Annotated in this window: 26 protein-coding genes; 23 read left to right on the forward strand and 3 right to left on the reverse strand. The window is 43.8% G+C overall.

Going from position 1 to position 18570, the window contains the following annotated elements; all coding sequences use genetic code 11:
* Positions 1–12 precede the first annotated feature (12 nt).
* From BLS23_RS01865 to BLS23_RS01875, 3 genes are all read left to right on the forward strand, one after another.
* The gene (locus BLS23_RS01865) at positions 13–1191 is read left to right on the forward strand and encodes a type III PLP-dependent enzyme (protein ID WP_089650829.1); all 1179 of its coding nucleotides are present in this window, start codon (positions 13–15) and stop codon (positions 1189–1191) included.
* Positions 1192–1290: 99 nt separating this feature from the next.
* On the forward strand, positions 1291–2298 hold the full coding sequence (locus BLS23_RS01870) for a hypothetical protein (protein WP_089650830.1): 1008 nt from the start codon (positions 1291–1293) through the stop codon (positions 2296–2298).
* A gap of 89 nt (positions 2299–2387) precedes the next feature.
* Complete coding sequence (locus BLS23_RS01875) at positions 2388–3041, forward strand: lysozyme family protein (RefSeq protein ID WP_244157027.1); 654 nt, start codon at positions 2388–2390, stop codon at positions 3039–3041.
* 53 nt (positions 3042–3094) lie between these two features.
* Here BLS23_RS01875 and BLS23_RS01880 read toward each other — a convergent pair whose 3' ends face one another.
* Positions 3095–3505, reverse strand: coding sequence for a DUF3021 domain-containing protein (locus tag BLS23_RS01880; protein WP_089650831.1), 411 nt, complete (start codon positions 3503–3505; stop codon positions 3095–3097).
* Complete coding sequence (locus tag BLS23_RS01885; protein WP_089650832.1) at positions 3502–3960, reverse strand: LytTR family DNA-binding domain-containing protein; 459 nt, start codon at positions 3958–3960, stop codon at positions 3502–3504. Before BLS23_RS01885 ends, BLS23_RS01880 begins: the two co-directional genes overlap by 4 nt.
* Before the next feature lie 312 nt (positions 3961–4272).
* On the opposite strand from BLS23_RS01885, the gene BLS23_RS21955 reads away from it, so the two are divergent.
* The 11 genes from BLS23_RS21955 to BLS23_RS01920 all read left to right on the forward strand — a co-directional run bounded on the left by BLS23_RS21955 (position 4273) and on the right by BLS23_RS01920 (position 10126).
* Entirely contained in the window at positions 4273–4413 is a 141-nt protein-coding gene (locus tag BLS23_RS21955; RefSeq protein ID WP_244157028.1) for a hypothetical protein, read from the forward strand.
* Positions 4397–5113 carry a hypothetical protein gene (locus tag BLS23_RS21960; protein WP_244157029.1) on the forward strand — a complete coding sequence of 239 codons (717 nt, stop codon included), beginning with the start codon at positions 4397–4399 and terminating at the stop codon, positions 5111–5113. Before BLS23_RS21955 ends, BLS23_RS21960 begins: the two co-directional genes overlap by 17 nt.
* Entirely contained in the window at positions 5107–7671 is a 2565-nt protein-coding gene (locus BLS23_RS01890; RefSeq protein ID WP_244157030.1) for a hypothetical protein, read from the forward strand. Before BLS23_RS21960 ends, BLS23_RS01890 begins: the two co-directional genes overlap by 7 nt.
* A 15-nt stretch (positions 7672–7686) precedes the next feature.
* Complete coding sequence (locus tag BLS23_RS21610) at positions 7687–7842, forward strand: hypothetical protein (protein WP_167355973.1); 156 nt, start codon at positions 7687–7689, stop codon at positions 7840–7842.
* 10 nt (positions 7843–7852) lie between these two features.
* Positions 7853–8149 carry a DUF3221 domain-containing protein gene (locus BLS23_RS01895; protein ID WP_089650833.1) on the forward strand — a complete coding sequence of 99 codons (297 nt, stop codon included), beginning with the start codon at positions 7853–7855 and terminating at the stop codon, positions 8147–8149.
* A 169-nt stretch (positions 8150–8318) separates the two neighbouring features.
* A complete protein-coding gene (locus BLS23_RS01900) occupies positions 8319–8642 on the forward strand; it encodes an LSm family protein (protein ID WP_089650834.1) in 324 nt (107 codons plus the stop codon).
* Positions 8643–8750: 108 nt separating this feature from the next.
* Positions 8751–8975 carry a hypothetical protein gene (locus tag BLS23_RS01905; protein WP_089650835.1) on the forward strand — a complete coding sequence of 75 codons (225 nt, stop codon included), beginning with the start codon at positions 8751–8753 and terminating at the stop codon, positions 8973–8975.
* A complete protein-coding gene (locus tag BLS23_RS01910; RefSeq protein ID WP_089650836.1) occupies positions 8972–9316 on the forward strand; it encodes a VOC family protein in 345 nt (114 codons plus the stop codon). The genes BLS23_RS01905 and BLS23_RS01910 overlap by 4 nt, the downstream gene beginning before the upstream one ends.
* Positions 9317–9391: 75 nt before the next feature.
* Complete coding sequence (locus BLS23_RS01915; RefSeq protein ID WP_089650837.1) at positions 9392–9565, forward strand: PspC domain-containing protein; 174 nt, start codon at positions 9392–9394, stop codon at positions 9563–9565.
* A 37-nt stretch (positions 9566–9602) separates the two neighbouring features.
* Positions 9603–9758: a hypothetical protein gene (locus BLS23_RS21615; RefSeq protein WP_167355974.1), complete on the forward strand. Its 156-nt coding sequence runs from the start codon at positions 9603–9605 to the stop codon at positions 9756–9758.
* A 110-nt stretch (positions 9759–9868) separates the two neighbouring features.
* Positions 9869–10126, forward strand: coding sequence for a hypothetical protein (locus tag BLS23_RS01920; protein ID WP_089650838.1), 258 nt, complete (start codon positions 9869–9871; stop codon positions 10124–10126).
* 108 nt (positions 10127–10234) lie between these two features.
* On the opposite strand, the gene BLS23_RS01925 is transcribed toward BLS23_RS01920, so the two are convergent.
* Complete coding sequence (locus tag BLS23_RS01925) at positions 10235–11059, reverse strand: hypothetical protein (RefSeq protein WP_089650839.1); 825 nt, start codon at positions 11057–11059, stop codon at positions 10235–10237.
* Between the two features lie 196 nt (positions 11060–11255).
* On the opposite strand from BLS23_RS01925, the gene BLS23_RS01930 reads away from it, so the two are divergent.
* From BLS23_RS01930 to BLS23_RS01970, 9 genes are all read left to right on the forward strand, one after another.
* Positions 11256–11777, forward strand: a complete 522-nt coding sequence (locus BLS23_RS01930; protein WP_089650840.1) for a GNAT family N-acetyltransferase — start codon at positions 11256–11258, stop codon at positions 11775–11777.
* 131 nt (positions 11778–11908) lie between these two features.
* Positions 11909–12619: a MerR family transcriptional regulator gene (locus tag BLS23_RS01935; protein ID WP_089650841.1), complete on the forward strand. Its 711-nt coding sequence runs from the start codon at positions 11909–11911 to the stop codon at positions 12617–12619.
* A gap of 70 nt (positions 12620–12689) precedes the next feature.
* Positions 12690–13181, forward strand: coding sequence for a hypothetical protein (locus BLS23_RS01940; protein ID WP_089650842.1), 492 nt, complete (start codon positions 12690–12692; stop codon positions 13179–13181).
* A gap of 105 nt (positions 13182–13286) precedes the next feature.
* Positions 13287–13805 carry an NADPH-dependent FMN reductase gene (locus BLS23_RS01945; protein WP_089650843.1) on the forward strand — a complete coding sequence of 173 codons (519 nt, stop codon included), beginning with the start codon at positions 13287–13289 and terminating at the stop codon, positions 13803–13805.
* Between the two features lie 134 nt (positions 13806–13939).
* Positions 13940–15457 carry a GAF domain-containing sensor histidine kinase gene (locus BLS23_RS01950; RefSeq protein WP_089650844.1) on the forward strand — a complete coding sequence of 506 codons (1518 nt, stop codon included), beginning with the start codon at positions 13940–13942 and terminating at the stop codon, positions 15455–15457.
* Positions 15447–16109, forward strand: coding sequence for a response regulator (locus BLS23_RS01955; RefSeq protein WP_089650845.1), 663 nt, complete (start codon positions 15447–15449; stop codon positions 16107–16109). Before BLS23_RS01950 ends, BLS23_RS01955 begins: the two co-directional genes overlap by 11 nt.
* 180 nt (positions 16110–16289) lie before the next feature.
* A complete protein-coding gene (locus BLS23_RS01960; RefSeq protein ID WP_089650846.1) occupies positions 16290–16784 on the forward strand; it encodes a PH domain-containing protein in 495 nt (164 codons plus the stop codon).
* On the forward strand, positions 16781–18361 hold the full coding sequence (locus tag BLS23_RS01965; protein WP_089650847.1) for a PH domain-containing protein: 1581 nt from the start codon (positions 16781–16783) through the stop codon (positions 18359–18361). Before BLS23_RS01960 ends, BLS23_RS01965 begins: the two co-directional genes overlap by 4 nt.
* On the forward strand, positions 18318–18566 hold the full coding sequence (locus BLS23_RS01970; RefSeq protein WP_089650848.1) for a hypothetical protein: 249 nt from the start codon (positions 18318–18320) through the stop codon (positions 18564–18566). Before BLS23_RS01965 ends, BLS23_RS01970 begins: the two co-directional genes overlap by 44 nt.
* Positions 18567–18570 lie beyond the last annotated feature (4 nt).

The following is an 18570-nucleotide window of genomic DNA, read 5'->3' on the forward strand; positions in this document are numbered from 1 at the left end:
GAGGATGTAGCCATGAGAATTGAACAATATATTGAGAATAAAAAACGAAAGCATGATGGGCCTATCTGTGCTTATGTTTATGATTTAGGTCAGTTACGGAAGCATGTGGATACATTGAAAAGCAGTCTTCCGGATTTTTGCCGGCTTTTTTATGCAGTAAAAGCGAATCCTGATCCGCGCATATTAGGAACTCTCGCCACGATGGTTGATGGATTCGAAGTCGCTTCCGGTGGGGAGTTGAAGAAAGTTCCCCATAATAACCCTGTGCTGTTTGGGGCTCCCGCAAAAAAGCAAGCCGAAATAGAGGAAGCGATCGATGCAGGAGTGGAAGCCATCAACGTTGAAAGCTTCCATGATTTGAACCGCATCGAATGGCTATCCAAACAAAAAGATGTCGTCACTCCAATACTGATCCGCGTCAATTTGAGTCGTGATGTCCCGGAAAGTCATCATATGATGTCCGGCGTCCCGACTCAATTCGGTGTTGATGAACGTGATGTGCCGGAGATTTTAAAAAAAGCTCTTCAAATGAATCATGTGAGTGTGCAAGGATTCCACTTCCACGCGATGTCTAACAATCTGAATGCTGAAGCTCATATGCAATTTGTGGCTATGTGCCTGGAAAAAGCCAAAAGTTGGCGGAACCATTTTGGGTTGGAGATCCGAACCGTCGATATCGGCGGAGGTATCGGCATCAATTATTGGGACCCGGACGTTGGGTTTGAGTGGGACACGTTCGCTTCCGGACTTCATCAACTGGAAGCCCAAATGGACGGGCTGAGTTTAGTGCTTGAACTTGGAAGGTTCATGACGGCCGCTGCGGGCTCGTACGTGACCGAGGTGTTAGATGTGAAAGCCAACCATGATCATCATTTCGCCCTCATCCGAGGAGGGTCGCACCACCTCAGACTGCCTGCTGCCTGGAAAATGAGCCATCCTTTCCGTATTCATCCGGTCGAAGGGTGGGGTGCTCCTTACGAAAGGCCAGGGATGAAGAAGGCGGAAGTGACCATTGCCGGAGAGTTATGTACGCCTAATGATGTCCTTGTGAAAAGTGAATATGTGGAAGAACTAAGAGCTGGAGATGTTGTGATTTTTGACTATGCTGGTGCTTATGCATGGACGATATCCCATCATGAATTTTTGAGCCATCCTGAACCGGAATTTATCTATTTAGATGAAAAGAAATAGCCGTCACATTTCGTGGCGGTTTTTTTGTTGCTCTCCTTTCCATATTCGATCAATCGACTTACAATGGATAGATGTAGTTTGATGGAAAGGTAGAAATATATGATATATGAAGAGAAAAAAATCATCAATCCAGCCGCCGGTGCCATCGTTATGGCCATCGGTATCTTTCTTTATGGGGCATGGCGGCAATTTTTCACCAATGGAGCTGTAGTTTCTGGTCTCTATTTGCTGCTGACTCTCATCATTTATCTTATGCTCATCAGGCAAAGTCTGCAAAAAGGTTTTTGGAAGCCATTCCTATCCAATCCTGTCAACTCCTTTGTTATCGGTTCGTGGGTGGCCGGTTTGGCTGTGTTATCCCAAGTGATCCTCAAGTATTTGGAACGTGTGCAGTTTTTAGTTATTGGAATAGCGGGGCTTAATACACTGCTTTGTTTATTCTTTTTCTTTCTATGCCTTTTCAACTTCAAAAAGCTTTGGCTTCGTCCGACATTTCACCATATCCATGGAGTCATTCTGTTGTCGACGGTGTCCATCCAATCGCTCGTTATTACATGGGCAAACTTGTTTCCTGGCATCCCCACAACCATGGTCGCAAGTTTAATCATCATGGGGATTTTGATTTATTTGAATTGTTCAGCTCTCTTGTTCATTCGATACAAAAACAAAACGTGGGCCATCACAGATGATTGGACAAATACCAATTGCATTTTACATGGAGCACTTTCGATTACGGGCCTGGCTGCTGTTTCGACAGGAGTCTTTTCCTCTTTTCTTGTTACTTCTCTATGGTGGTTTGTATTAGGAATTTTATTAGTAGTAGAAGGAATGGAGCTGGTAAGAGCTTACCTTCGTGTGAAAAAACTAGGCTGGCATAAAGGGGTGTGCACATACCATGTAAGTCAGTGGTCGAGGAATTTTACGTTCGGGATGTTTTATGCTTTTACGATGGTTATGCTGGAGAGTCCTTTGTACACATCCGTCTTTTCCGACTTCCAGCAATGGTTTCTATATCTCTGGGGTTGGGTTGTAGCCATTGCCCTGATTTATGAATTGATTTTATGGATCTACTCCTTTTATAAAAGTAGTTTTGAAACCTCTTCCTGAATCGGCTCATTTCATGCAAGTTCAAAGCCATTTGACTTGGAACATGGTAAGATATTGATAGAATCACGTCGAAGAGAGGGGGGAGAAGGGTGAATAAAAAGAATCATAGAAACAAAAACCGCTCATGGGGAGCCTTCCTTCTCCCCATCTTTCTACTTGGACTCGTTTTTTTTACAATGAAAAGTCAGCTTGGAGACGGAATCATGAGTAGCTGGACAACAGTCGAAGAGAGTGAACCTGATCTTCCTCAGCAGGTGCTGCAGTATGAAGATGAAATCGAAACGTACGCCGAGCAGGAAGGCATCGGTGAATACAAGGATATCTTGTTGGCTTTGATGATGCAGGAGTCTGGTGGACGTGGGGACGACCCGATGCAGGCGTCTGAATCCCATTGTGGGGAAGTGGGCTGTATTGGAAATCCTGAACTGTCCATAGAACAGGGGGTCGCTTATTTCGCAAAAACGTTGGAACGGTCCGACGGGGATGTGAAACTAGCTCTTCAATCGTACAATTTTGGTGCAGGGTTCATTGATTTTGTGATGAACAATGGTGGGAAATATACGCAGGACCTGGCCATCGAATTTTCATCGAAGAAATATGAAGAATTAAAACATACAGGTAAATACAGCTGTATTCGTGAAGAAGCCGAACAGTATGATGCTTGTTACGGAGATATATATTATGTCGATGCCGTGCTTGACCATTATGAGGAAGACGGGGATCTAATTGCATCCTCTTCCTGATAAGGCATAAAAAATCGACTCGAACCTAAGAAAGGTTTGAGTCGATTTTTTTATTATAGGTGATTCAGTTCTTCATTGAGCTTCCTGGATTCGGATTTGAAATAAAGGTAGAAGCCGATCCATATGATGAAATAGATGAACAAGAACGACAGAATGGAGAGCAAAGCAGTGGTCATTTGAAAAGGAATCCATCCGATGCCGAAGCTGATGATGAAATAAAGCAGGGAGACCGTGATGAAATGTAAGAGGGTTTGCTGCCATAGTTTGAGCGTTGTGATTTCAAAATACAAAGGTGTCACAGAGAAAAACCAGCCACAAAACATACTGCCAAGCGAGTTACGAACGAAGGCTTCACTCGAAAGTGTTTCTACATCCCCAAACCAAATGACGGCGTAAGTCATAACAAGGGCGAGAAAAGCGCCGAAGAAGATTCCGATCATGGTTCTGAATAAAAAGGTTTTCATTTTTCTTTCCTCCTGTTCATTTTTAACATATTTTTGATTTCCTTCACATAATGCCTCGACGCATATTCTTTGCTTCCTGTCTGAAAATGAACGACCAGCGTGCCGTGAAACGACGGCTCAAAATGACTGATTTTATATAGGTTGGCAATGGCAGATTTCGAGATACGGATAAACTGGTCAGATGGTAGAGTTTCGAGCAGCTCATAAAGCTTTTCTCTCAATCTGTACTTTCCTTCTTTATGAGCGGCGTAGACGATTTCTTTTTCCGTGTAGAAATACTCAATGTCCCGAGGTTTAAGAAGATGCTGCCGGTCTTCATTATAACCAATCACCAAATCATGTTTTTCCTCCTCCAAAGCATCCAGAATTTTTCTAATGGATGAATCAACTTCCTTACACTCGACGGTCACCTTTGTTTCTTTATGCGCGTCATTGATATCCACAATCAGTTTCATTTCCCCTTTCCCTCCCGTCATTCTTTCTATTGTCAGTATAGACGTGTGTGTGATTTCTGTCATGAAAAGGCAGGTAAGTGGCAAAGTGGAGAGGGTGAGTGGTATGATGAGTGCGGTCACTTAATTGGAAAAATTGTACAAATGAATTCAGACTCCTTAGAATGGATATGTTATAAGATTTATTAATGAAGTTATCCATCATCATCGATGGGGAAATTTACGTACCTGCTGGGACATGAATGGAAAAATGTTGAATAAATATAAAAGAAGGTGTAAAATTACACCATTGAAACAATGGGGGAGGGAAAAGAAATGAGCGCCTTATCCAAGGAAGAGAAACAGAGGGTATTCCGTGAACAGTTGAATCACCTGAAGGAAAATGGATACATAACAGATCAGGAGTACACAAGACTGCTGCAGGCGCAGGGGGCGTATCTTGCAGACTATGAATGAACAAGAGGTGTACCAGAAAGAAGCTCAACCAGAACCAGCTCATAAGCCGAAACCAGCACCTAAACCGAGGCCTGTCAAAAAGAAAAAAGAACGCTCTCCAGAACAAATCCGTGAAAGGAACATAACATGGACGCTTATCTTAGGTGTTTCCATCCTGCTCATCACAGGCTTGATCGTTGCGACAAGTCAGTGGGACCAGATGGGAGCGGCGACGAAAGTCGTTTCTATTTCTTTTGTTTCGCTGTTTTTCTTTGCGTTGAGCTATGGCACCGGCCGATTCTTAAAAATCAAGCAGACTGCTTTTGCCTTTTTGACACTCGGAAGTCTGCTCATTCCGATTATCATTGTTGCTATTGGTTACTTTGAGCTTTTCGGGCCCTACTTATCACTTGATGGAGAAGGGAGGCACTTGCTCGGTTTGATGGGAACGGCGATTCCGCTTCCTTTATACGTAAGGCATGCGTTCGTCCATCGTTCGCGCCTTTATGTATGGATTGCGCTTTTGTTTCTATCGCTTTCTGTAGGGTTCATGCTTGGAGCTCTCCCGTTATCCCTTGATGCTTTTTATCTTGGGATGATGTTGTATAATGCCGGGTTGCTTGTCGCCTATATCCGGTTTGAAAATAGGACTCACCTTCAGTTATTCATCAAAGAGGTGCCATTATTCGCCCAGTTGAATCTGTCATTTCCACCTTGTTGATGCTGTTTTTCTTTGAAAATGAAGTGTTTTACAGTTTCAACCTGCTGCTCACAGCCAGTGTCTATATGGCGATGGTTTTTGTTTACAAAACGAAAGAATATCAGTTTGTTTTTTCTGTGATGCTTGTGTATGCCGTGTATCAACTCGTTGAAAATACGCCGTTGTATGCCGTCGATTCGCTTGTATATGCGCTTGTCGGCATACTTTACATCGGGTTTGCGTACGCGTTCAGGAACCATACGTTCATTGAAAAGGTATTCCGGTTAACGAGCGGGGCTGTCTCCTTTTTAGCATTCATCTATATCACATATGAAAGCATTTTGATCCAGGAGCAAAGCAGCTCATGGCTCTTGCTCGCCGCCTATGTTGTCATTATGGTCAATTATCTCGTCCTATCTAATGTGACAAAATATGTGATTTTTACGTATTTAGCACCTGTATTCTTTTTTGTTTCCATGGCCCAGCTATGGGATTTGACTCAAACGGGCCCCTGGTTCTTTTTCTTGTACACAGCTGCATCTCTCCTTTTTCTCTACGGAGGAATCTGGACAAAAGTCAAGTGGCTGCAGGTATTGAAGGATAGCAATCTTTACACGTCTTTATTTGTGTTGACGGGATGTTTATATTACGCCCTTTATGACTTGCAATATGGGTATAGTGCCATCATGCTGCTCATCGTCAGTCTGCTTTCTTATTTTGTGAAAAAGAGTTCCGCCCATGCCGATATGAAGAGTACGGCGGTCTGGGTGCTTCCGTCAGGCTTGGTGGCTGCTTCCGCCATCTTTTATCAAAAGCTTCTCGAATGGGTGCCTGCTTACAGTGAAGGGTATTCGATTTCATTCCATATCGCTTTGACAGGCGTCCTTCTACTCGGTCTCCACTATGTATGGGAAAAGGCGGAAGAAGACGATTTTGCGATGTCGACTTTTTATATCGCCGAGGGCACCTATGTGGCTGCAATAATGCTCCTGCTCGTAGATGACGGAGTGGACCCGATGGTTGTCCGGCCGCTCTTGTTGCTCACAGGCATCGGGATGATGTACCTGCTTGTCCGCTATTCAAGAAAGACGTACTACTGGAGTTTCGTATCTGTCGCGTCACTTGCTTTTTATACATCATTGATCGACCCATTCGGTATTGATTCATTTTCTAACGTACTGATGTATATGATCTTCGCTCCTGTGGTCTTGATTGCCATCGGAGAATGGGGAGAAAAGAAATCCAAAGGGATGCGGCCGCATTTCTATATGCTGGGACATATCGTTCAGCCGTTCATCGTCCTTCTCATTCTTCTGGATCAGCTGGGGACGGAATATGTTCACCCCGCTCTTTTGATGATTCCATTAGGGGTGTACGTCTTCAGTGCTTTGAAAGCAGGAAGAGAATCGGGAACAAAAACAATGCTGTATGCTGCTCTGACGACTGGGTACCTTTTTATTGTCACACTATCGAAAGAACTCGGGTGGGATGAGGTCTCTTATGAAGATGCGTTTTTGGCCAGCAGTTTCTTGTATGCGGTTCTTTGGTTTTTCGTCTCTGGCGAGTGGAAAAAGCGCATCGAGTGGTACATCATTCCATTTTCCATTTTAGGTCTGTTCGTCGTGATCAGTGACGTTCCTTTAGAGGCGGAAGGAGAATGGCTGCTGGTGATCGGCTACACTGTTTTCAACCTTTTCTTCCTGCATCAGAGGTCATGGCCGCTCGTCCGCTTCGTTCCATTGATCTTGACCTTCGGGTTATGGGAAAAGCTGCGGGTGTTTTGGACCGATATGGACATGACCCTTGTCCTTGTTTTAAGTATCCTCGGTCTTCTAGGATCAGGGAAGCTTTTGCAAAAAAGACTGTTTGGCCCTGGGGTCGATGCTGATGCCTATACGTGGACAGCACTCTTGTATATCGGTTATTTGAATTTGTACACCTTGTGGGATGAAAGTGTCTGGATACGCATCCTCCCTGTTGTGCTGCTCAGCTTGTGGTTTTATCTTGGCGGAAAGAAATGTTCCGAAAAATTTCTTCAGAACGTCTTTTATACAGGTGCGGCAGTCAGTTTGTATGGAGCTTACTTGATGATCGCTGCAGCGTATAGTGAATACATCCCTGACTTGATCATTGCAGAGGTTCAAGCTTTACCGGTTCTGATTGTCCTCGCTTTTGTAAGAAAAAACATCTGGTCTGCGTCTGCAGAGATGATGAGTTACGTTCAGTTCGCTGCATTGCTTTTGATCTCAGGCTACCTTGTCGTTGATGCCATCCAGAGCCATACCATTTGGGATGCCTGGATCATCGGGGGCTTATCGCTCGCTTCGATGGTTGCCGGCATGCAGCTCCGGATCAAATCGTACTTCCTTGTCGGGATGGGTGTCCTCATTTTCAACATCATTTATCAGACACGACCGTATTGGGGCAATCTCCCGTGGTGGGTTTATCTATTGATTGCCGGGCTCGTTCTGATCGGGATTGCAAGTTACAATGAATGGCAGAAACAACGCTCAGAATCAGAAAAGCCTGTGGAGCAGAAGTGGAAGAAGCTTTGGAAAGCATTTAAGAAATGGCAGTAGAGAAGGAGTCGTCACATGAGTTTTATTTTACGCACATTCAAAAACATGGCCCTTGATTTCATCTCCATGATCAAAGGGTTCACCTATGGATTTATTATGGTCGGATTATTTATTGGGCTTCTGGGTGGAGCTATTTATGGTATTTTGTACTTGAGAAATCTTTTTCTGTAGGGGAAGACATATGCGGTTATCGACGCTGTTGTTATTCGTTATACTGTTAACCTCGTGTGGAAGTCCTGCAGTCAATGATGATCGTCCTCCAGACATTCAAGGTCCTGTAGTGGATAGACTATCCTCCAATCAAGTCCTTGTGAGGAATGAAGAAGGACAGATGAAAGTACAAGAAATCATCGTGACTGTTGAAAAAGAATCCCTTGAAAAAGGCCGAGAGTATAGCATATGGATCGAGGGTGAAATTCTAGACAGCCAGCCTCCTAAAGGAAAAGTCGGGAAAATAGAACAGATACACGATGACTAACTAACCATCCGATGCCTATTCTTTCAAACTAAGTTTCGAGCCTTTTGCGAATGGTTAGAGTAGCTGGGAACTCGCTCACCTTCATTGATTGAGCATGAAGGTAAACGTTTTTTAATCACCTTCCTGGGCGCATTGCATAAAATGTGAGGAGTCGAAGGAGGGTGATGGGGTGAACCATACAGGGAACACACAGGTGCAGGGAAGTGGCAGCCAGCCTCAAAATGTCCATGATTTCTGCAGACAAAACCTTTATCAAATGGTACAGATTGAAATGGCTGATGGGCAGACACACACCGGACTATTGCACAGCTATGATCAAAATCAAATGAATTTGATTATGCCCACCAGCCAGCAAGGGCAGAATAGGGGCATCAACGAGGAAGACAGCCGTCTGTTTTTCCCGTTCTTTGGACCGTTCGGGCTTTTTGGCTTTCCGTTTTGGGGAATCCGCAGGTGGTGGCCGTACTATTATCCATATTCATATTGGTGGTAAACACCGGTAAAGTCACTGAAAAGATTCAGTGGCTTTTTTGTTCTGTCTGACCATTTTTATGATACGATGAGTAAAAGGAATCATTTACCATAAGAGAGTGGGGATGGGATGAAAGAAAACCTGACGTTTGCCTGGATTGCTTCATGGTTTGCCCTTGTGGGACAGCTCGCTTTTTTTATTGTCGTCGCTTTATTTACAGGGGAGTGGCGTTACGTAATGTGGAGTTTATTAGTCAGTTTGAGCGTCGGGGTTCCCAATATGATTCGAACGTGGCAGGCGCAGAAAAAGGCGAATGCGAGGAAAATATATGAGCAGGGGGAAGGTTCGGTATGATTGAAAAGATCGATACGATGTGTCTGGCTGTGAAGGACGTAGAAAAAGCCGGTACATGGTATGAGGAAAAGCTTGGATTTACCGTTTCTTTTAATGGGGATGGGTACCGGGTGCTGTCCATCGGCGATCATCCGGTGCCCTTGACCATTGAAGAGAAAGAAAACGTGGGATCATCAAGTCGAAATTATCCAATCTTTTTCACGAAGGATTTAGATGAAACGTATGAACAATTGAAAGAGAAAAAGGTGGACGTTGAGGACAAGCAGAAAGACTCTGAAAACTATTATTTCGATTTTTACGACTTGGATGAAAATCGACTTCAAGTTTGTTGTTATCATTGAATCTATGAGATTTCGTACCATTTAAATGAATGAGGAGTTTTATAGACTTTTTCGAGGTGGAAGGAGGGATGAAAAATGAAAAGATCCGTTACAAATCATTCCCTGCATGGGGTTTGCGCAGGTATTGCTCATCATCTTGGTCTTTATCCTATGGCCATTCGCCTTTTGTTTATCGTTACACTTCCTTTCTCCTTCTTCCTTTACATTATTCTTGCCAATACGATGGATGCTGACCGTGCTTCCTTTTAGATGTTTCACATAAGAAAATTTTATTGGAGGGATAACATTGATGAAATTCTTTTTTCTTTTATCATCTATCATTGTTCCTGTTTCTTTATTTGTTGACCAGGCGGCAGCAGGGGTCCTTGCATCTTTGGTGTTCTTACTAACAGGTGCTTATTTCAGCAAGCCTCGTTTTCGCAAATACACGAATGAGTCCTGATATTAAGTCATTCCAAATGAAAAAAAGACCGGAGAAAGTGGAAGGTCATTATGTGGATATAGATTATATGAGTATAATTTTATAACGTATGGTTGTTGAGGAGGAAGACATTGAAAGACGAGAAAAGAGAGCCTGAACGAAATAAATGGTACCTTTATGTAGTCGTGATTTACTGGCTTTTATATACAGCCAAAACCTTCTTCATAGAGGAGCGTTGGTTTGATTTTGTTTTTTATGGTTTGACGATCATCGCGATAGCAGTTTTTGCAATCATTGAATTCAAAAAGCGGAAATTAGTCGTTTCTTTGGTGGCATGTGTGTTGTTTTTCGCGTATTTATTTGAGATCGTCCCTGTGCCTATCCCGTGAAAAAGGTGAGGGAGAGGATTGTAACCAAGTAATAAACCCTGACCATCATCTTCATTTTTAAGTCGAATGGGTTAGTATAAAGCCGTTCGAAAATTGCCTGAATTCCCTTTATTGAATGACCAGACCGTTTTCTAATCCCCAATGAGTCTCCCCTTCTAAAGATCCTTGTTTGTTAACCTTCCCTTTAACAGTAATGGAGTCTCCTCTCTCCATTTTTAGATCCAATGATTGTCCCTCGAGGTTCTGGGTTTCGACGACAAAGGTGTAGGGCAGCATCTCTGTGCTGTTCGTCTCGATATTCAGCCAATTCTCTCCATTGTAAGTGCCGCCCGCAAAGACGACGAGAAAGTCAGGAAACGTTTGGACGAGCTTGCCTTTCCATGTCACCTCTTTTTGATACATGAACCTTGTGAACGTATCAGACTTCAATGAATCTTCCAGCTTGTAAAAATGGTCGACCGTTTCTTCGAATCCATTGAATTTCCCATCACGGAATTGGTGGACAAAAGACTGTTGTTCTGCAGAGTTAAAGTAGCCTCTATAGAGTCCTTCAAGGGGCTTTCTGGCTTCAAGGACTGCTTTGAAGCTGTCTTTTTGTGACATCTGACCGAGGAACATAAGGGCGATATTTTCATGGACAAGGGCGATCGGATGATCTTTGAGTTGCTCTGTTCCTTCAGCTGTTTCGTATTCGATGATGTCGATATCTCCTGTAGAGTATCCGTTTACGAATTTTTCATGTGACTGGACACTTTCAGATAAAGGCTCTTTCTCACCTTCCAACAGGTTTGATTCGTTGAGCCATTGGTAGACGTTATCTGCTGTGTATGCTCTATTATTTTCTTCTTTCGTTTCTTCCTTGTTTGGTGATTCATTCATGCACCCGGTGAGCAAGAGAAGAAGCACGATGATCATGCTGATTGTTTTCCTCACATGTAACCTCCTGAAGTTCAAACTCTTCTAAGTATAAAGCAACAAATCTATGCTTGAAAGGGATGGAATATGTTTTAATAGAAGGACAACGATTAGATGGAGACTCCCATATATATAGAAAACATTCCGAAAACTATAGCATGGGAAATTTGGCGGAGAAAATCATTTAGGTTATGTAGCGAAAGGGGAAGCAGTCATGGGGGTTACATTTGAAAAACTGACAGAGCCAACGACACAAATCGCATCCGCATACCACCGATGGGAAAATGATACATCGCTCATTCCGATGGTCCGACCAAATCCTGATCAGGACGCATTGGAAAAAAGGTATGAAGTGACAACGGAAAGTTTGAAACAACGATTAAAGAACCATGAGATTTTCCTTATTTATATGGATGGTGAACTCGTTGGAGAAATGAATTACATGGTCAACCCTGGTCATTTACATAGCAAAGAACAAGATACAGCCTGGATTGGAATTACCATTGGTGAGGCAGCCGGTCGAGGGAAAGGAATCGGATTCGAAGCCATCCGTTATCTGGAAGGTCGGATCAAAGGGGCTGGGTTGGACCGTGTTGAGCTTGGGGTGTTCGAATTCAATGAGAAGGCACAGAAGCTGTACAGGAAACTCGGGTATAAAGAGATTGCAAGAATCCCGGATTTCACGTATTGGAACGGAAGCAAGTGGGCCGACATCCGTATGGAGAAGTTTTTGTGAAGAGAAACAAAAACGGAAGTTTAATAGAGAAAAAATAAAACGGAATGTGGATGGGCAGAAAGTCGAAAAACTCTTATAATAGAAGTAGTGACTTTTGTTTACGATTATATAGAAAGAAAAGGAGGCCCGATATGCGACACGATATACAACCGAACGAACGCGCTTTCTCTACGAAGGAAGTAGCTGAAGAAGTCGGGATCGCCACAACGACGGTCAGACGGTATGGGCAGCTTTTGGAACAGAACGGGTATGAGTTTTTCAAAGATGGCGACCGGCGGATTTTTGTAAGGTCAGATGTCGAGGTTCTCAAAAAAATCCGCGATTCGGAATTGCCGAAAGAAGATAAAATAAAAGAAATTGTAGAAGAACAGAAGGAGCTTCTTGCAGGCTATGAGTCTCGGGAACTCGCACTTTCGGATACATATGACGGAACGGATTTGCAAGATTCTGATCAGATGAAAGAGATGTTCCGTTTTCTAGCCAGTGAGCTTGCGGCCTCAAGAGAAATGAACGTTCAGTTGAAAAATGATATGGATGAACTGAAAACGACCGTATCCCGTTTAAAACAGGATCACCATGTCATAAGCTCCGGAGTCGGAAACTTTTCACAAAAGACGCATACGAAAATGGATAAGATGATGCAGCAGCAGAAAGAACAGTACGATGAATTACTGCGTCAGGAGCAGGAAAAATCAGAGTATCTGCAAAAAGAGCTCCAGGAAATGCGGGAAGAACAGAAGAAAGTGTGGCGCTCCCAAAGTGAGTTCAATGAACGGTTGGAACATTCGGTCAAACATTCCCGGGGAACCCTTGGTAAAATCATGTCCTTATTCAAAAAATAGCAGCGAGAGACGCTTGAATCCAGTGAAGGTTCAAGTGTTTTTTGTATAAAATCCTAGGAAGGGTGAGTGGATGAAGAGGTTGACCCTCGTCATGATGCTTGTGCTGATTGGTGCTATGCCTGTGGATGCTTATGTCGTCAAAGAGGACACTATAGTGGTAGAGAAATCGAACCACCTAGACGCCACCCAACTTCCATCAATCGTCATTCTTTATGATTCTGAGATGAAAAGAAAGATAGAGGTCGAATCTATAAAGGAGATTATGACGATTACTGAAGGGATAAAGGGAGCCTCATCTGTTAAAGGAGAATGGGCGAAAGGGGAAAAATTGGGTACCCTGGATTTTGGAAATGAAGAACTGATTGATGTTTATTATGGTAAGGATCGAGAGAACGTCTATCTGCTTGGAAACGCAGAAACGATGTCCATGTCCAGAAAAGACTTCTTCTCTCTCTTTTATCCTTCCATTCACACCCGCCCGCTTCCTCCAGGTGAAGGTGGGGATGTTCAACCCCTTCCGCCGGGCCAAACCGTTCAACCAGATGACTTCCTTCCTTTATAAACGAACGTACGTTTTCAGACCAATGGTGTAGATGATATTCCTTCCAATCTCGGATTCAAGTCGATGCCTTTTCCCATAACCTAAGAAGTAAGGAGGTTATGAAAAATGAGTATCGTTATTTTTAGTGGAACACCGAGGAAGAATGGACGGACAAAGATTGTGGCTCAGACTTTAGAACATAAATTGAATGGCACGTTGGTCGACTTAAGCAAGCTGGATCTTCCATTATTCAATGGGGAAGAAACGCAGGGAGATCATCCATCGGTCCAGTGGCTGCGGAGGGTTGTCGCAGAAGCGGAAGGTTTTATTTGGGTGTCGCCGGAATATCATAATGGTATGAGCGGTGCTTTGAAAAATGCGTTGGAGTTTTTGAGTGGTGCGCATTTTAAAAGGAAACCGACGTTACTGCTTGCTGTATCTGGAGGTGGGAAAGGCGGCATCAATGCACTGAATCAAATGCGCACGGTCGGGCGTGGACTCTACGCAGCCGTCGCTCCCGGGCAGTTGATCTTTGATCCGGAACACTTTGAGGGGAATCGTTTGAGGTTGGAAATGGAAGAAAAGCTGGATTTGTTGTTAGCGGAATTTATGGCGGGTCGCTTTTTGGACGTAAAGAGCAGTTGAATGGGTGTTATTTGAGAATTCGACAATGTTATTTAAGTATTCGACTCCGTTATTTAAGAATCTGAGCGGGTTAATAAGGGATTCGACAAACGAATTTTGGAATTCGACACAACTAAGCGGAAGGAGGTAGAGCCATGAGTGGATATGAACGCGTCGAAGAATTGAACATTATGAAAGTAATTGCTGAAACGCTTAACCGTTGTAATGACATGACGGTGATGCTTCAGACCGTGTTGGGAAAATTGCTCGAGCTGACAAAGCTTGAAGCGGGATGGATATTTCTCATCGACAGCCCTGAGGAGTATGTGCTCGCTGCTCATCATGGGCTTCCTCCAGCTTTATCGTGGGGGGCGTACAAGCCGATGTGCAGCGGGGATTGTTACTGCTTGAGCCGTTATCGCAATGGGAAGCTGACGGAGCCGGTCAACATCATTGAATGTAAGCGGCTGAATGAAGCGATTCAGCACGCTTGGGGGGATACGAATGGCATCACCCACCATGCGACGATCCCTCTTGGGGACGGGGAGGAATCTTTCGGGTTGTTGAACGTCGCTTCTCCCCGGAAGGAGAAATTTTCACAGGAAGAATTAACTTTGCTTCAATCGCTCGGTTTTCAAATCGGGACAGCCATACGCAGGACACGTTTGTATCAAGATGAGCGGAGGCGAGCGGAAAGCTTTGAAAAATTAAATCAGCTTGCCGGGTTTTTATGGTCAGCGGATGACTTTTATGATTTGCAAGAGATCTTAGAGAAGGACGGGCGGGGAATTTTTGGCTGGTCTTCGGTTGGTTGTTACATAGAAAATCAAATGGGCAAGAAGCCTGCTTTTGCGTTGACGGAAGAAGTCAGAGTCGAAGAATCTCTTGGGGTCATACCAATTACAAGACAACAGGTTGTAACAGGAGCAGTCTGGATCGAACCAGCGGGCACCTCGTTCCAGCCTAGTGACCGTGAATTCTTCATGGCATTGGGACGGCATTTGACGCTCGTTTATGAAAGCATCGCCCTAAAAGAGAAACGGCAGGAGTTGCTGCTTCATGAAGAGCGGAAACGCCTGGCACGCGATCTGCATGATTCTGTGAATCAGAAACTCTTCTCCTTATCGTTGACGGCTAAGGGCGCAAAGGAAATCGTGTCCAAGTATGACTCGTCACTCGGAGAATTGATGGATGAAATGTTGTCCATGTCCCAGCAGTCTTTGAAAGAGATGCGTTCATTGATTTGGCAGCTGCGACCGGTGGGACTGGAAGAGGGACTGCTTTCTGCCATGAAAAAATATGGAGAGCATCTCGGCCTCTGTGTTCAGTTTGAAATGGAACGTCTCCCCGACTGGTCACGCCAGGCAGAAGAAACGCTGTGGCGAATTAGTCAGGAAGCGATGAACAATGTGGCGAAGCACGCGAATACGAAAGAGGTCACGGTCCGCCTTTTTGATACAGATGGAGGAGCGGGCATGACTGTGATGGATCATGGGAGTGGATTTCAAATAGAAGCGGATGACGAGCGACAGACGCTCGGACTAATCAGCATGAGAGAACGGGCAGAACTATTAGGTGGAGAACTTGCTGTGAGAAGCGAACCGGAAACAGGAACGACCATTGATGTCTTTTTACCGTACCGGAGGGAGAGGAGGAATGAGGATGAAAATTAAAGTGATGCTCGTGGATGATCATCTCGTCGTGTTAAGAGGGTTGAAGTTTTTTCTGAACACGCAGGAAGATATCGAGGTCGTCGGTGAAGTGGAAAATGGGGAGAAAGCACTGAACGCCTATAAAGAATGGAATCCGGATGTTGTTCTGATGGATTTGATGATGCCTGTCATGGATGGAGTAGAAGCGACGAAAAAATTACGAGCAGCCCATCCGGAAGTAAAGGTGGTCGTCCTGACAAGCTATTCTGATCAGGATCATGTTATTCCTGCGCTGCAAGCGGGGGCTGTCGGCTATCAGCTGAAAGATGTCGACCCCGATGAACTTGTAAAAACAATCAGAGCCGCGTCCAAAGGGGAAAAACTTCTGCACCCGAAAGCAACGAATCTACTTTTGGAACAAATGAGTAATGGAGGGGAAAAGAAAGAACCTGGCGTCCATTTCAAGCTGACGAACAGGGAGAAAGATGTACTCTATCAAATCACGCTTGGGAAAAGCAACAAAGAAATTGCGAGCGACTTGTACATAACAGAAAAAACGGTCAAAACGCATGTGAGTAATCTTTTAAGCAAGCTGCAGGTCCATGATCGTACACAGGCGGCGATTTACGCCATGAAAGAAAATCTATTTGCCGACCGTTCGATAGAAAATTAATTTGATCAAAAGTCTCCTCCCCAGGGAAGAGGCTTTTTTATTTGTGCTCTTACACAATCATGCATTGTAGTTTTTTTAGACTCGACACGGAAATTATGAAACCGTTTGGATGCACAGTCGTATAAGATAGTGGAAGAAATGACACTTTCTTACATCATAAGCTTATGAGGAGAGATGGAAATGCAGGCGTTAATGGAAGTTCCCAAACAACAATTATCGAAGGACAGTGTGAAAGTATGGATCATTAGTGAAACCATAGGGAATCTGATTGGTTTCGTGATTCTTGCAGCGCTGTTCGTCACAGATCATTATTTTTCCTGGCCCGACTGGGTTGAATGGCTCCTTATTGCTCTTACGGTGCTTTCCATTTTATCAACCATCTGGTCATTCTATAGAGCTTCCTTGTTATATAAGCACTGGCGGTATGACGTCAATGAAGAATATTTGCAACTGAAATCTGGAGCCCTGCATGAACAGCATCACATCATACCTATGACAAAAATCCAATCGGTTTCGACTCACCAGGGTCCCTTACTTAAAAAGTACAATCTCTATTCTGTCAAAATAAATACGGTGGGATCCGATCATGAAATTCCAGCCTTGCCTAGGGCGAAAGCGTTTGAATTAAGAGATCGAATTGCTGTGTATGCCAAAGTGGAGGAGGTGGAGATATGAGTAGAAAACGAAACCATCCCCTAATGATGGTCTATGAATTAGGGAATCTGATTAAAAATAGTCTGTTCTTTTTTATCCTTTTCTTTGTAGTAAAAGCTGGTTCTGAAGCTTGGCTTTTCGTGTATGGACGTTATGCTGTCGTTGGTTTGTTTTTGTTGACCGTGCTTTGTATTCCAATTAAATGGTATTCCCGTACATATCAATTAGATGTGGCGTCTTTACATATAACGCGTAACTTTTTCGTGAGGAATCAGCAAACGGTTCCCTATACTAAGATTCAAAATGTACAAAAGGAGACGAAATGGTTCCACCGGATACTGGGTATGACTTCAGTAACGTTGAAAACGAGTGTGCAAGGGAAAGATCATTCAATCCGCTTCCCTGTGTTGAGGAAGGAAGAAGCAGCGTCGATTGAGACGAAAGTTCAAGGAAAGACGTCTACCCCTGTTATTCGCGTAGAAGAAGCTGCACAAGAAACTGAGCTTCCGGTATTTGAAGAAGAGAAGGTGGAGGATGAGAAAGTAACAAATCAACCAGCTTCCAAAAAAACGGTGCATTTCACTCCAACAAAAAAGGAAATCATGAAGGCGGCGTTTGCATCTCTCAGTTTTTTAGCATTCCTTCCTATTCTCGGTTCATTATTGTCGAAGTTAGATGACTTTCATTTTGAAAAACAAGTGGATGGTTTCCTTTCTTTCCTGTTTGGATCGACGACGATGCTTGTGACGACTACCATTCTATTTGTCTTACTCTCAGGTGGGTTTGGGATTGTGAGGACGGTTGTAAAATACGGGAAATATGAAATTGCCTCTGATAAAGAAACGATTTTCATTACTAAAGGCATGGTGGATGAGAATTATATATCGATCTCAAAAGACAAAGTTCAGGCGATTCTTATTGAACAATCGTTTATGAAACGGATGATGGGGCTTGCCACAGTGAAATTGGTTTGTGCTGGAGGGAATGGAGAGGAATCGGAAGTAAGCGCGCTTTATCCATTCCTGCCTGTGAGGCGTGCCTGTTCCCTAATAGAGGAATTACTTCCGGATTATCAATTATCAAAACAAATGGAACGATTGCCAAGGGAAGCATTTTGGATTCAGATGCTGAAGCCGAGCTGGCTTTGGATGATTTCGACAGGAGCCCTTTTCTACTTAAAACCTGAACCGTTCGGTCTATCATCAGCCTGGTGGGTTTTTTCCGTCATTTTGTTGGTGCTCATCATGGCTTCACGTGCTCTGAACTTTTACCATTCTAATTATGTTATTCATGATCATTACATTCAGTTTCGTACCGGAGGATTTACCACAAGTCTCTTTTTGTCTAAAAGAAGTAGAATCATTGAGTTGGAAGCTTCACAAACACTCTTTCAAAAGTTATTGGGGCTTGCGTCCATCAATACAGTCAATCAGGCGAACCCTGTCCGGCATACGTCGATGGCGGATGTCCCAGCACACTGGGCGGAAACAGCCTATCAATGGTACACAGGAAGGAAAAACGAAGTTCATTTTGTAAAGGAAGGAGAGACGAATCATGAACAAGTGGGCTTGGATGTCCTTAGGGATGGTTATCGTTAATTTTATTTTGTTTCTATTGCTGCGAGGGCCAAACGTCAATCTGCCATTGGTGGTGGCCGTTGAAAGTTCCCTTTCCATCATAGGCATCGTCTGTGCGGTGCTATCTAAAAAAATCATCGCAGGTACGGCTGGGTTCGTATTGAACGGCGGTGTTTTGATTGTTATGGGTTTTCTTCTTCTTGCGATGGGAATCAGTGAACCTTAAGGAA

Source organism: Halobacillus aidingensis, from assembly GCF_900104185.1.
In the GTDB taxonomy this organism is placed as follows: domain Bacteria; phylum Bacillota; class Bacilli; order Bacillales; family Halobacillaceae; genus Halobacillus; species Halobacillus aidingensis.